The 13861-nt window shown below is 59.5% G+C and carries 12 protein-coding genes; 4 read left to right on the plus strand and 8 right to left on the minus strand.

The features are described from left to right. Nucleotides 1–55: 55 nt before the first annotated feature. The 6 genes from cysG to NWV16_RS17405 form a co-directional block, all read right to left on the minus strand. A complete protein-coding gene (cysG, locus tag NWV16_RS17380; protein ID WP_260520058.1) occupies nt 56–1450 on the minus strand; it encodes a siroheme synthase CysG in 1395 nt (464 codons plus the stop codon). After that, the gene (gene serS, locus NWV16_RS17385; RefSeq protein ID WP_260520059.1) at nt 1451–2731 is read right to left on the minus strand and encodes a serine--tRNA ligase; all 1281 of its coding nucleotides are present in this window, start codon (nt 2729–2731) and stop codon (nt 1451–1453) included. It abuts the gene before it with no gap. 15 nt (nt 2732–2746) lie between these two features. Continuing rightward, on the minus strand, nt 2747–3121 hold the full coding sequence (gene crcB, locus NWV16_RS17390) for a fluoride efflux transporter CrcB (RefSeq protein ID WP_260520060.1): 375 nt from the start codon (nt 3119–3121) through the stop codon (nt 2747–2749). After that, nucleotides 3121–4443 (minus strand): replication-associated recombination protein A, encoded by a 1323-nt coding sequence (locus NWV16_RS17395; protein ID WP_260520061.1) that lies wholly within the window; start codon nt 4441–4443, stop codon nt 3121–3123. Before NWV16_RS17395 ends, crcB begins: the two co-directional genes overlap by 1 nt. A gap of 24 nt (nt 4444–4467) precedes the next feature. Beyond that, nucleotides 4468–5088 (minus strand): outer membrane lipoprotein chaperone LolA, encoded by a 621-nt coding sequence (lolA, locus tag NWV16_RS17400; protein WP_065259163.1) that lies wholly within the window; start codon nt 5086–5088, stop codon nt 4468–4470. A gap of 65 nt (nt 5089–5153) precedes the next feature. After that, nucleotides 5154–7562, minus strand: coding sequence for a DNA translocase FtsK (locus NWV16_RS17405; protein ID WP_065259164.1), 2409 nt, complete (start codon nt 7560–7562; stop codon nt 5154–5156). A gap of 475 nt (nt 7563–8037) precedes the next feature. On the opposite strand from NWV16_RS17405, the gene aat reads away from it, so the two are divergent. The 3 genes from aat (at nt 8038) to infA (ending at nt 9814) form a co-directional block, all read left to right on the plus strand. Continuing rightward, nucleotides 8038–8718: a leucyl/phenylalanyl-tRNA--protein transferase gene (gene aat, locus NWV16_RS17410; RefSeq protein WP_260520062.1), complete on the plus strand. Its 681-nt coding sequence runs from the start codon at nt 8038–8040 to the stop codon at nt 8716–8718. A gap of 57 nt (nt 8719–8775) precedes the next feature. Then, the gene (locus NWV16_RS17415) at nt 8776–9483 is read left to right on the plus strand and encodes an arginyltransferase (RefSeq protein ID WP_260520063.1); all 708 of its coding nucleotides are present in this window, start codon (nt 8776–8778) and stop codon (nt 9481–9483) included. A 112-nt stretch (nt 9484–9595) separates the two neighbouring features. Beyond that, nucleotides 9596–9814: a translation initiation factor IF-1 gene (infA, locus tag NWV16_RS17420; protein WP_002553999.1), complete on the plus strand. Its 219-nt coding sequence runs from the start codon at nt 9596–9598 to the stop codon at nt 9812–9814. Nucleotides 9815–10619: 805 nt separating this feature from the next. On the opposite strand, the gene clpA is transcribed toward infA, so the two are convergent. Both clpA and clpS read right to left on the minus strand, forming a co-directional pair. Beyond that, complete coding sequence (gene clpA, locus NWV16_RS17425) at nt 10620–12890, minus strand: ATP-dependent Clp protease ATP-binding subunit ClpA (protein WP_260520064.1); 2271 nt, start codon at nt 12888–12890, stop codon at nt 10620–10622. A 30-nt stretch (nt 12891–12920) separates the two neighbouring features. Further along, nucleotides 12921–13283 (minus strand): ATP-dependent Clp protease adapter ClpS, encoded by a 363-nt coding sequence (gene clpS, locus NWV16_RS17430; RefSeq protein WP_015094394.1) that lies wholly within the window; start codon nt 13281–13283, stop codon nt 12921–12923. 224 nt (nt 13284–13507) lie between these two features. Here clpS and NWV16_RS17435 point away from each other — a divergent pair, with 224 nt between their 5' ends. Next, nucleotides 13508–13789, plus strand: coding sequence for a cold shock domain-containing protein (locus NWV16_RS17435; RefSeq protein ID WP_260520065.1), 282 nt, complete (start codon nt 13508–13510; stop codon nt 13787–13789). The last annotated feature ends 72 nt before the right edge of the window (nt 13790–13861 follow it).

Below are 13861 nucleotides of genomic sequence, written 5' to 3' on the forward strand. Positions count from 1 at the left end.
CGTGCACAAATCCCCTGTGGGAGCGAGTCTGCTCGCGAATGGGGTTACTCGGTTTTCAGACCTGCCCCTGAGCGCCCTCGAACCACGCCAGTTTCTCGCGCAGTTGCACCACTTCGCCGACGATGACCAGTGTCGGCGCATGCACTTCATGCTCCGCCACCAGACGCGGCAGATCAGCCAGCGTGCCGGTAAAGACTCGCTGATTGACCGTGGTGCCCTGCTGGATCAGCGCTGCCGGGGTATCGGCGCAGCGGCCATGCTTGATCAACTGCTCGCAGATGACCGGCAGCCCCACAAGCCCCATGTAGAACACCAGCGTCTGCGCCGGCGCGACGAGGTCGGCCCACGGCAGATCGGTGGATCCGTCCTTCAGGTGCCCTGTCACGAAGCGCACTGATTGCGCGTAATCGCGATGGGTCAGCGGAATCCCGGCATACGCCGCACAACCGCTGGCGGCGGTAATGCCCGGCACCACCTGGAACGGGATGCCATGGGCTGCCAGTTCCTCGATCTCCTCCCCGCCACGGCCGAAGATGAACGGATCCCCGCCCTTCAACCGCACCACGCGCTTGCCGGCCCTGGCCAGATCCACCAGTTGCTGGTTGATCTGATCCTGCGGCACGGCGTGATCAGCGCGGCGCTTGCCGACGTAAACCCGCTCGGCATCACGACGGCACAGCTCAAGAATCGCTGGCGCCACCAGGCGGTCATACAGCACGACATCGGCTTGCTGCATCAGACGCAAGGCACGGAAGGTCAGCAGATCCGGATCGCCCGGCCCGGCGCCCACCAGATACACCTCACCCGTTGCCACAGGCGCTTCACCGTCGATCTTCGCCTGCAACAGACGTTCGGCTTCAGCGCCCTGCCCGGCCAGTTGTCGATCGGCAATCGGGCCCTGGAACACGTCTTCCCAAAACGCACGACGCTGTTGCACATCGGGAAACAGGCCTTTGACCTGATCGCGAAAGCGCGCGGCCAGACCGGCCAGATGACCGAAGGTCGACGGAATCCAGGTTTCGATCCTGGCGCGGATCAGCCGGGCCAGCACCGGCGCATCGCCGCCGCTGGAGACCGCAACGATCAGCGGCGAACGATCGACGATCGCCGGAAAAATCACGCTGCACAGCGCTGGCGCATCCACCACGTTGACCGGTACACAGCGCCGATGGGCATCGGCGGAGACTTGCGCATTCAACGCTTCATCGTCGGTGGCGGCAATGATCAGCCCGCAACCGTCCAGATCCGTTTCGGCGTAACCACGCAACTGGCATTCACCGCCGCCGGCGGCAACCAGTTCACGCAGTTGCGCTTCGATTTCAGGTGCGACGACCCGCAGCAGCGCACCGGCATCGGCCAGCAGGCGGGATTTGCGCAAGGCAATCTCTCCCCCGCCGACAACCAACACACGACTGCCGCGCAGATTGTGAAACAGCGGCAGATATTTCATTTAGCCGATGACCTCGAGGCCACCCATGTAAGGTTTCAGCACGTCCGGTACACGGATCGAACCGTCGGCCTGCTGGTAGTTTTCCAGCACCGCCACCAGGGTACGACCGACTGCCAGACCGGAACCGTTCAGGGTGTGTACCAGCTCGGGCTTGCCGGTTTCCGGGTTGCGGAAACGCGCCTGCATGCGGCGGGCCTGGAAGTCGCCGCAGTTGGAGCACGACGAGATTTCACGGTATTTGTCCTGGCTCGGGATCCACACCTCCAGGTCGTAGGTCTTGACCGCGCTGAAGCCCATGTCGCCGGTGCACAGCGCCAGGGTACGGTAAGGCAGGCCCAACAGCTGCAGAACCTTCTCGGCGTTGGCGGTCAGGCCTTCCAGCGCTTCCATGGATTTGGACGGCTCGACGATCTGGACCATCTCGACCTTGTCGAACTGGTGCTGGCGGATCATGCCGCGCGTGTCACGACCCGACGCACCGGCTTCGCTGCGGAAGCACGGGGTGTGGGCGACGAACTTGATCGGCAGTTGTTTCGCGTCGACGATTTCACCGGCCACGATGTTGGTCAGCGACACTTCGGCGGTCGGGATCAGGTACAGATCGGCTTCGCCTTCGCGACCGATCTTGAACAGGTCTTCTTCGAACTTCGGCAGTTGACCGGTGCCTTGCAGCGCCGGGGCCTGAACCAGATAAGGCGTGTAAGCCTCTTCGTAGCCATGCTCGGTGACGTGCAGGTTGATCATGAACTGCGCCAGTGCGCGGTGCAGACGGGCAATCGGGCCGCGCAACAGGGCAAAACGTGCGCCGGACAGTTTGGCGGCGGTTTCGAAGTCGAGCCAGCCGAACTTCTCGCCCAGGGCCACGTGGTCCTGAACAGGGAAATCGAAGGCAGTCGGGGTGCCCCAACGGCGGACTTCGACGTTGCCGTCTTCGTCTTCGCCAACCGGCACCGATTCGTGCGGCAGGTTCGGAATGTTCAGCAGGATGGTGTCCAGCTCGGCCTGGATGCCTTCCAGCTCGGCTTTGCCGGAAGTCAGCTCGTTGCCCATGCGCTCGACATCGGCCATCAACGGTGCGATGTCTTCGCCGCGCTGCTTGGCCTGACCGATGGACTTGGAACGCGCGTTACGCTCGGCCTGCAGTGTTTCGGTGCGGGTCTGGACGGTCTTGCGCTTTTCTTCCAGCGCTTCGATGCGCGCGACATCCAGGGCAAAGCCACGGGAAGCCAGGCGGTCCGCTACGTCCTGAAGGTTGCTACGTAACAGTTTGGAATCGAGCATATCGGTTTCTCGTTATCAAAGTTTGGTCAGGGACAGGCCGGCCCACGTCGCGAGCAGCCCGCCGAATACGCTGATGGCCGCATAGCCCAGGGCCAGCGGAACCTGCCCGCTTTCCAGCAGGCGCACCGTATCCAGTGAAAAGGATGAAAAAGTCGTCAGCCCCCCGAGGAAGCCGACCATCAACCCGGCGCGCACCTCGACGGGGACTTCCGGGCGTATCAAAAACAGGCCGTACAGCATGCCGATCAACAGGCAGCCCACGATATTAACGGCCAGCGTCGCGGTATAGAAGTGCCGCGGCCAATTGGCGTTGACCCAATTGCCGGTGGCGAAGCGCAACAAGGTGCCGGCAATCCCGCCGACGGAGACTGCAACGATCAGTGGAACCACTATTTTCTCCGCTGCCGGGGGCTTAATCGATCGAGTTGGGCAAGGTGGTTGAGCTTCTCGCCGATCTTCAACTCCAGGCCACGGGGCACCGGCTGATAGAACGGAATCGGATCGAGTTCTTCCGGGAAATAATCTTCGCCGGCGGCGTAGGCGTCCGGCTCGTCATGGGCATAGCGGTATTCGTCGCCATAACCCAACTGCTTCATCAGTTTGGTCGGCGCATTGCGCAGATGCAGCGGCACTTCCAGCGAGCCATGTTCGGCGGCGGCGCGCAGCGCAGTCTTGAAGCCCATGTACACCGCATTGCTTTTCGGCGCACAGGCAAGGTAAGTGATAGCCTGGGCCACCGCGAGTTCGCCTTCGGGGCTGCCGAGCCGCTCCTGCACTTCCCATGCGGCCAGACACAGACTCAAGGCGCGAGGGTCGGCGTTACCGATGTCTTCGCTGGCCATGCGCACTACACGCCGGGCGAGATACAGCGGATCGCAGCCGCCATCGATCATCCGCGCAAACCAGTACAGCGCGCCGTCCGGATTGGAACCGCGCACCGACTTGTGCAGCGCGGAAATCTGGTCGTAGAACGCTTCGCCACCCTTGTCGAAACGGCGGCGGGTATCGCCGAGCAGGCTTTGCAGCAGCTCGGTGCCCATCTCGCTGTTGTCTTCGGCCAGGTCCGAGGCGTTTTCCAGCAGATTGAGCAGACGCCGGCCATCGCCATCGGCGGCGGACAACAGCATCTGAAAGCCTTCGTCGCTGAGGGTCAGATGACGCTTGCCCAGGCCACGGTCTTCGGTGAGTGCGCGGTGCACCAGTTTGCGCAACGCGGTTTCGTCGAGGCTTTTGAGTACATAGACCCGCGCCCGCGACAGCAATGCGTTGTTCAGTTCGAAGGAAGGGTTTTCGGTGGTGGCGCCGATGAAAATCAGCGTGCCATCCTCCACGTACGGCAGAAACGCATCCTGCTGGGACTTGTTGAAGCGGTGCACTTCATCGACAAACAGAATCGTGCGCCTGCCGTACTGACCGGCCTGCTGCTTGGCGATTTCCACCGCCTGACGGATCTCTTTGACCCCGGCGAGCACTGCCGAAACCGTTTCGAAGTGCGCATCCGAGACTTCCGCGAGCAGCCGCGCCAGGGTGGTCTTGCCCACGCCCGGCGGGCCCCAGAAGATCATCGAATGCAGGGCGCCCTGCTCCAGCGCCTCGCGCAAAGGCTTGCCGCGAGCGAGCACGTGTTCCTGACCGACGTACTCGTCCAGATTGGTCGCCCGCAAACGGGCGGCCAGTGGCTGGGCAATCGGTGCACTGCGAAACAGATCCATCACGTAGCGTTGAAACCTCTGTGTTTATTCCTGGATCACATCGGCACCCTTGGGGATGTCGAACTTGAACTTCGAAGCCGGGACCGCTTCGTTGGCCTTCACACCGGTAAACAGGATGTTGGTGCGCTGGCCGACGCTGTCGATCAGTTGCATATCATTGACCAGACCGTTGCGGAACGACAGGCGCAGGCTGTCGAACAGGGTGTCCTTGGTTTTCGGTTTCAAAGTGAAATCGATCACACCGCCCGCCTCTTTGGCGGTGATGTCGAAGCTCTGGCTGATCTTCGACACGTCACCGGACAGCAGCAGGGCCGGGGTCTGGGTCAGGCGTTCGTCCAGTTTCTTGATGGTCGCCTGCTCCAGGTCCGGGTCCCACAGGGTGACTTTCTTGCCGTCGGAGACCATGGTCTGCTCGGCCGGCGCATTGGTGTGCCAGTAGAACAGACCCGGACGCTGCAGGGTCATGTCGCCAGTGGTTTCCTGCAACTGGGTACCACTGCCGTCAAGGGTCAGCTGGGAAAAATTGGCGGTCAGGGTCCTGGATGTTTCCAGCAATTGGGTCAGGCGTGCCACGTCCTTGTCATCGGCGTGAGCCGTGAGGGTGGTCAGAGCCAGTACCGGCAGCAGCATGCGGATAAGACGCATGGGAGTCCTCTTGAATACGCGTGGGAAATTGGACGGCGCCTCATGGGCCGTCCATTGCATTTGAATCAGTCGCGCACCGGGCCGGGAGCCAGGACTTCGCGGGAACCGTTGGTGTTCATGGCCGTCACGACCCCGGCCATTTCCATGGCTTCGATCATGCGCGCAGCACGGTTGTAGCCGATCTTGAGCTTGCGCTGTACAGCGGAGATGGAGGCGCGACGGCTTTCCAGCACGAACTGCACGGCTTCGTCATACAGTGCGTCGGCTTCCGGATCGTCACCGTCACCACCGCCGCTGCTGCCTTCGAATCCGCTGCCCGCCTCTTCGACACCGTTGAGGATGTCATCGTTGTACTCCGGTGCGCCGCGCAGTTTCCAGGCCTCGACCACCCGATGCACTTCATCGTCGGATACGAACGCGCCGTGAACCCGGATCGGCAGGCTGGTGCCCGGTGGCATGTAGAGCATGTCACCGTGGCCGAGCAACTGTTCGGCGCCGCCCTGGTCGATGATGGTCCGGGAGTCGATCTTGCTCGATACCTGGAACGCCATCCGCGTCGGGATGTTGGCCTTGATCAGACCGGTGATCACGTCCACCGAAGGCCGCTGGGTCGCGAGGATCAAATGGATACCTGCAGCTCGTGCTTTCTGGGCGATACGGGCGATCAGTTCTTCAACCTTCTTGCCGACGATCATCATCATATCGGCGAATTCGTCCACGACCACGACGATGGTCGGCAGCTTCTGCAGCAGCGGCGCTTCGTCGTGGATGTTTTCGCGCTTGTACAACGGATCGCTCAGCGGCTCGCCGGCGTCCTGGGCTTCCTTGACCTTGGCGTTGAAGCCGGACAGGTTTCGAACGCCCATCTTCGCCATGAGCTTGTAGCGACGCTCCATCTCGGCAACGCTCCAGCGCAGGGCGTTGGCAGCGTCCTTCATGTCGGTCACAACCGGACACAACAGGTGCGGAATACCTTCGTAGATCGACAGCTCGAGCATTTTCGGGTCGATCATGATCAGTTTGGCGTCGTCCGGGCCGGACTTGAACAGGATCGACAGGATCATCGCGTTCACACCCACCGACTTACCGGAACCGGTTGTACCGGCCACCAGCAGGTGAGGCATCTTCGCCAGGTCGGTGATGACCGGTTTGCCGCCGATGTCGTGACCCAAAGCCAGAGTAACCGGCGACTTGAAGTTGTCGTACTCGGGTGTCGACAGCACTTCGGAGAAACGCACGATCTGCCGGTCTTCGTTGGGAATTTCGATACCGACCGTGGTCTTGCCCGGAATCACTTCCACCACCCGAACACTGGTCACGGCCAGCGAACGCGCAAGGTCTTTCGCCAGGTTGGCGATACGGCTGACCTTCACACCGGCTGCCGGCTGGATTTCGTAACGGGTAATGACCGGGCCCGGGTGGATCGAATCCACGGTGACTTCGACGCCGAACTCCTTGAGCTTGATTTCCAGCAGATGGCCGATGGCGGCCAGCGACTCCGGCGAGTGGTTGAGCTGTTTCTTTTCCGCCGCATCAAGAATCGAGATCGGCGGCAGGGTGCCCTCCACCGCACTGTCGACGAACAGGGGAACCTGTTTTTCCTTCTGCACGCGCTTGCTCGGCTCCGGCGCCTTGACCGGGGCCGGCATGATCACCGGCGGCACCTGTTTCTCGCGCTCGGACATGTGCTTGCTCAGGGCCTGCTCACGCTCGATCAGACGTTCCTTGACCTTGGCCTGCTCACGTTTGTCGGTGACGGTCGGCGCGACCACGTCATGCACCCGGTCATCGACTTCACGCAATTGCGCCACCAGCTGCTTGCGCTCGGTGCGCGCCGACCACCAGCGATTGATCGCACCCTGGAACAACTCGAACAGGTCGAGGGTGATCTTGCCGGTAACGTCCATCACCTTGAACCACGAAAGGTCAGTGAATACGGTCAGGCCGAACAGGAACAATGCGATGAACAGCAATGTACTTCCCTGAATGTTCAGGGCGTTGCGGGCCAGATCGCCGAGGCTTTCGCCCAGCGCCCCGCCGGCGCCGGCCGGCAATGCGGTGGCGGCATGAAAATGAATGTGCGCCAGCGCCGCACCGGAGAGCACCAGGAACACCAGACCGATCAGGCGCCAGGAAAACAGCCAGCCACTCCATTGCCACGGCTCATGGCGCTGACGAAAGATCTGATACGCCTTGATCGCCAGCAACAGCGGAAAGATGTAAGCAAAGTAACCCAGCACCATGAACAGGATGTCGGCGCTGTAGGAGCCCGCCGGGCCACCGAAGTTCTGCACGTCGTCGATCTTGCTGTTATGGCTCCAGCCCGGATCGTCCTTGCCGTAGGTCAGCAAGGCCATCATCAGGAACAGGCACAGGGCGCCAATGGCGATCAATGCACCTTCCTTGAGCCGGTAGTGCAACTGCTGACGCCAGAGCGGAACGACTGTTTTTGGTGCTTCCGTGGATTTCTTCAAAACGCTTCTTTTCCTGCGCCAGAGGCGCGTCCTTCTATTAAATGACGATAAAAAACTGCCCGATCCAGGCAGGTAAAAAATTGACGAGCGCAACCGAGACTACTTTTAACACTGCGTCCGGTCTTTTATAAACACAGCACGTAGCGAATATTCTGTAACAGCCCGGCATTGTACGGGTTTGCGCGCTTGATGCCATGCTTCGAACCTCAAGCTCAAGCATAGCCAAACAGACGCAACCTGCGATGCAATTTGAGCATGCATTGTCTTTTGTGACAAAGGCTTATGAGGTGTATTTGATGAACGTAACGAAGCACACATCATCGCGCCGAATGCCCGTCTACGACCGCATCCTGAAGGGCAAGTTGCAGAAGAGCCGACATCGCGCAGGTTCGGGAGGACAATCCCGTCATTTATCGGCACACTTCGCATCGGACCCAAATACCCACCGCCCTCCCCTTCTGTAAGCCCGGACGCCATGCTGACTTGGTTACAACGCAATTCACTGACTTTCCCGCCACTGGAAAAGGCCATGCGCGATCCCAACGGATTGCTGGCGGCCGGTGGTGACCTGTCTGCCGATCGCTTGATCCAGGCCTATCGCCACGGCTGCTTTCCATGGTTTTCCGAAGGCCAGCCGATTCTCTGGTGGTCGCCGGATCCACGCACCGTGCTGTTTCCCGACGAACTGCACATTTCCCGCAGCCTGGGCAAACTGCTGCGCAAACAGCGCTTCCAGGTGACATTCGATCAGGACTTCGCAGCCGTCATCCACGCCTGTGCCGCACCTCGAGCATACGCGGATGGCACCTGGATCACCGAGGCCATGCAAGATGCCTACATCGAATTGCACCGGCGCGGCTTCGCCCATTCAGTGGAAGTGTGGGATGAAGGCGAGCTGGTCGGGGGCCTCTATGGCCTGGCGATGGGGCAACTGTTTTTTGGCGAATCAATGTTCAGCCGCGCCGACAACGCCTCCAAATATGGCTTCGCCACGCTTGTGCAACACCTGAAAAACTCGGGGTTCGTATTGATCGACTGCCAGATGCCGACCGATCATCTGCACAGCCTCGGTGCACGGGCGATTTCTCGCAGCACATTTGCCGATTATCTGTCCCGGCATCTCGACCGGCCCAGCCAGGTCACTTGGGTTTGCTGAGCGACATTTGCGCGCGTGGCTTACACTTAATTCACCAGCTTATCCCGAGGGTTGATCATGACCGAGTTGGCGCGGTTGAAGTTCTATGCCACTCAGCCTCACTCTTGCAGTTATCTGCCCGAGGAGCAGGCCACGACCCTGTTTCTCGACCCCAGTCAGCCCATGGATGTGCATGTCTACGCAGACCTGTCGGAAATGGGCTTTCGTCGCAGCGGCGACCACCTGTATCGCCCGCATTGCCAGAACTGCAATGCCTGCGTACCTGCGCGCATTCCCGTGGCGCAGTTCAACCCCAACCGCCAGCAGAAACGCATTTTCAAACGCAACGCCGATTTGCAGGTGCGTCCGGTCAAGCCGGGCTTCAGCGAAGAATATTTCGACCTTTACCAGCGCTATATCGAACAGCGGCACGCCGATGGCGACATGTATCCGCCAAGCCGTGATCAATTCTCGACTTTTCTGGTTCGGGACCTGCCGTTCTCCCGCTTCTACGAGTTCCGGCTCGACGGACGGTTGCTGGCGGTCGCTGTCACCGACCTGCTGCCCAACGGCTTGTCGGCGGTCTATACCTTCTACGAACCGGAAGAAGAACGCCGCAGCCTGGGACGCTATGCCATCCTTTGGCAGATTGCCGAATCCAGACGCCTGGAACTCGAAGCGGTATACCTTGGCTACTGGATCAAAAACTGCAAAAAAATGAACTACAAGACCCAATATCGGCCTATCGAACTTCTGATTAATCAGCGCTGGGTCATCCTGAACTGAACACAGGCCCTAAACCCCTTGGCGTAAACCCCCTTTTTCGGGCACAATGCACGCCGCTTTTGCCTGGCGCAGTTGCACCGGGCCATTCACTGGACACCGAGGGCTTTACTGCATGTCGAAAGAAGACAGCTTCGAAATGGAAGGCACTGTCGTCGACACCCTGCCAAACACCATGTTTCGCGTGGAATTGGAAAATGGGCACGTCGTAACCGCGCATATCTCCGGCAAGATGCGCAAGAACTACATTCGTATTCTTACCGGTGACAAAGTGCGCGTCGAGCTGACGCCCTATGACTTGAGCAAAGGGCGCATCACCTACCGCGCTCGCTAATCAAGTCAATACAAGACGCCCGGCATTTGCCGGGCGTTTTTGTTTGTCCGGGATTTGGTTTTTTGTGCTTGAGTTTTGGGGGCATATCCGTTGCTTCGGGGGCTGCCGCTGGCGGTTTCGCTCTTACAGCGAGTCCCTTTTTCAAACGCCGGAATGCCGGCCCAGTAAAAAGGAACCAAAAGGCTTTGCCCCGGCGTACGGCACTTCGCTTAGGCTCAGTGTTCCCTCGCTACGGTGTCCATCAGGGGGGGCATCGCCTACGGTTTGCTTCGCTGCACCTCCTCCCGATGTATGCGGCTTCGCCGCACGGCGCTGCGCGCCTACCCCCTGATGGACACCTCCGCTCGGCCTGCCGAAGGGGCAAAAAATCAAAAGCCAGAGCCAGAGCAAAAGCCAGATCAAGAGCCCCTCACCACTCACCACGATGAGCGTTAGCTCGAGTAAAGCTTTTGATCTCAAGGCCCGTCGGCAGGCTGAGTGGAGGGATTGATTCGGGGTGGGAGCGCAGCGACCGTTTGGCGAAGCCAAACACATCGAGAGGAGGTGCAGCGAAGCAAACCGTAGGCGATGCCCCCGGATCGATCCCGGAGCGAAGGAACCCCGAGCCTCAGCGAGGGGCCGTACGTCAGGGTAAAGTTTTTTGGGTTACCTTTTCGCTGGGCCGGCACTCCGGCGTTTGGAAAAGGTGACTCGCCGTAAGGGCGAAACCGCCAGCGGCAGCCCCCGAAGCAACGGATATGCCCCCAAAATAAAAAACCGCAGACAACAAAAAGGCGCCCGAAGGCGCCTTTTCATTTACCAGCCATCAGGCCATTTCCGCCGTAGTCTCGAAGTCAAACGTCAACTCGCCATCCTTGATGTCGATGTGCACCACACCGCCATGCTCGGCCAGCTCGCCAAACAGGATTTCCTCTGCCAGCGGACGCTTGATCTTGTCCTGGATCAGACGCGCCATCGGGCGAGCGCCCATTGCCGAGTCGTAACCACCGGCCGCGAGCCAACTGCGCGCCGCGTCGGTGACCTCCAGAAGCACGCGCTTGTCTTCCAGTTGCGCCTGAAGTTCGGTGAGGAACTTGTCCACCACGCTTTTGATGACCTCGTGACTGAGGCGACCAAACTGAATGATGGTGTCCAGACGGTTGCGGAATTCCGGCGTGAAGCTCTTCTTGATCACTTCCATCGCATCGGACGAATGGTCCTGATGGGTGAAACCGATTGAAGCACGCGCCGCGGTTTCGGCACCGGCGTTGGTGGTCATGATCAGGATCACGTTGCGGAAATCCGCCTTGCGCCCGTTGTTGTCAGTCAGCGTGCCGTGATCCATCACCTGCAGCAGCAGGTTGAAGACTTCCGGATGCGCCTTCTCGATTTCATCGAGCAGCAATACGCAGTGTGGCTGCTTGGTGATCGCTTCGGTCAACAGACCGCCCTGGTCGAAACCGACATAACCCGGAGGCGCACCGATCAGACGCGATACGGTATGGCGCTCCATGTACTCGGACATGTCGAAACGAACCAGCTCGATCCCCAGCGCCTTGGCCAGTTGCCGCGCCGCCTCGGTCTTGCCGACACCGGTAGGGCCGGCGAACAGGAACGAACCGACCGGCTTGTCCGGCGACTTCAGGCCTGCACGGGACAGCTTGATCGCGGTAGACAGCGAATCGATCGCCGCATCCTGACCAAACACCGTCAGTTTCAGATCCCTTTCCAGATTACGCAGCAGCTCCTTGTCGGAACTGGTGACGTGTTTAGGCGGAATCCGTGCGATCTTCGCCACAATGTCTTCAACCTGTGGCACGTCGATGCGGGTCACGCGCTTGTCGACCGGTTGCAGGCGCTGGTAGGCACCCGCTTCGTCGATCACATCGATGGCCTTGTCCGGCATGTGCCGGTCATTGATGTAGCGCGAAGCCAGTTCCGCAGCGGCGCGCAGCGACTCGTCGCTGTACTCGATGTTGTGGTGCTGTTCGAAACGGCCTTTCAGACCGCGCAGGATACCGATGGTGTCCTCCACCGACGGCTCGACCACATCGACCTTCTGGAAGCGACGTGCCAGGGCGCGGTCTTTTTCGAAGATGCCACGGAACTCCTGGAACGTGGTCGAACCGATGCAGCGGATATCACCCGAAGACAGCAGCGGCTTGAGCAGGTTCGAGGCGTCCATCACGCCACCGGACGCAGCACCTGCGCCGATGATGGTATGGATCTCGTCGATGAACAGGATCGCTTGCGGACGTTTTTTCAGCTCGCCGAGCAGTGCCTTGAAGCGCTTCTCGAAATCGCCGCGATATTTGGTGCCTGCGAGCAAGGCGCCCAGATCGAGGGAATAAACGACGCTGTTGGCCAGCAGATCCGGCACCTGGTTGTCGACAATGCGCTTGGCCAGGCCTTCGGCAATCGCGGTTTTACCCACGCCCGCCTCGCCTACCAGCAACGGATTGTTCTTGCGCCGACGGGCAAGGATCTGCGCGACACGCTCGACTTCCGTTTCACGCCCTACCAGCGGATCGATCCGGCCCTGGCGCGCGAGTTCGTTGAGATTGCTGGCATAAGCATCCAGCGGATTGCCTGAAGAAGAAGACTCACCGCCCTCATCGTCCTGCATATCTTGTTCACCTTCAGAGTGATCGCCATGCCCCGGCACCTTGGAAATGCCGTGGGCGATATAGTTGACGACATCAATGCGTGCAACGCTCTGCTGTTTCAGCAGGAACACCGCCTGACTCTCTTGCTCACTGAAGATTGCAACCAGCACATTGGCACCGGTCACTTCGCGTTTGCCCGAGCTCTGCACATGAAAGACAGCACGTTGCAGCACACGCTGGAAGCCCAGGGTTGGCTGGGTTTCGCGATCTTCGTCATGAACGGGGATCAGCGGCGTGGTGGAGTCGATGAACTCCTGCAGATCGTGCTTGAGCTTGTCGAGGTTTGCGCCGCAGGCACGCAATACGGTAGCGGCAGCCTCATTGTCCAATAGGGCCAGCAGCAGGTGTTCGACGGTCATGAACTCATGACGCTTCGAACGAGCCTCCTTGAAGGCAAGATTGAGGGTGACTTCGAGCTCGCGGTTTAACATAGCTTCACCTCATACCCAAGTGGTCGGCGATTAACCGTCCTTCTCGATTTCACAGAGTAGCGGATGCTGGCTTTCCCTGGCGTACTGGTTGACCTGCATGGCCTTTGTCTCGGCGATGTCGCGGGTAAACACTCCACATACTGCCCGCCCTTCTGTGTGGACGGCCAGCATGACCTTGGTCGCCAGCTCGCGATTCAGGTTAAAAAACACCTCGAGCACTTCGACGACGAAATCCATCGGTGTGTAGTCATCATTGAACAAAACCACCTTGTACATCGGCGGCGCCTGTAACGCAGGCTTTGCTTCCTGAACAGCAATACCCGCTGAATCGTCGTCGTGTAAATCAGGGCGATCCTGATTGAATGTTAGTCGAATCTGGCTGATTGCATGCATGGAAAGAAAGGTTCGTCAGTTGTGCAAATACAGTGGTGGGGACGGCTTGACACGTTTTCAACTCCGACTGCCCGGTCACCTTGACTATCGGGAAAACGGTGTTACAACCAATAGAACCCACAGTGGGTAAAAAAGATCCGCGAAGTCAATTCTTTTAACGGATTCGACGGCGGATGAATTGGATGATACTCCAGCGATGGAGACTGTTGCAGAGGGATTTGAGCATGGCTGTCGGCAAGGTGAAATGGTTCAACAATGCCAAGGGGTTCGGTTTCATCAACACCGATGCCCGCGAGGGGAAGGACGAGGACGGCAAGGAAATCGATTTCTTTGCGCACTACTCCGCCATTGAAATGGACGGGTACAAAACCCTCAAAGCCGGGCAAATCGTCAAATTCGAGATCGTGCAAGGGCCAAAAGGCCTGCACGCCACAAAAATTCAGAATGTCGAGGCCGCAAAAGACGCCGCCTCGCCAGCTGTTCATCACCAGTCAGTGACCAGCTGAAACGACCAGAACACCTGCCAGAAAACAGACCGCCCGGCTCGATCACTCGAGCCGGGCGGTTTCGTTGCAACT

Origin of the sequence: Pseudomonas sp. BW7P1 (genome assembly GCF_024981055.1) — a bacterium.
Lineage (GTDB): Bacteria > Pseudomonadota > Gammaproteobacteria > Pseudomonadales > Pseudomonadaceae > Aquipseudomonas > Aquipseudomonas bananamidigenes.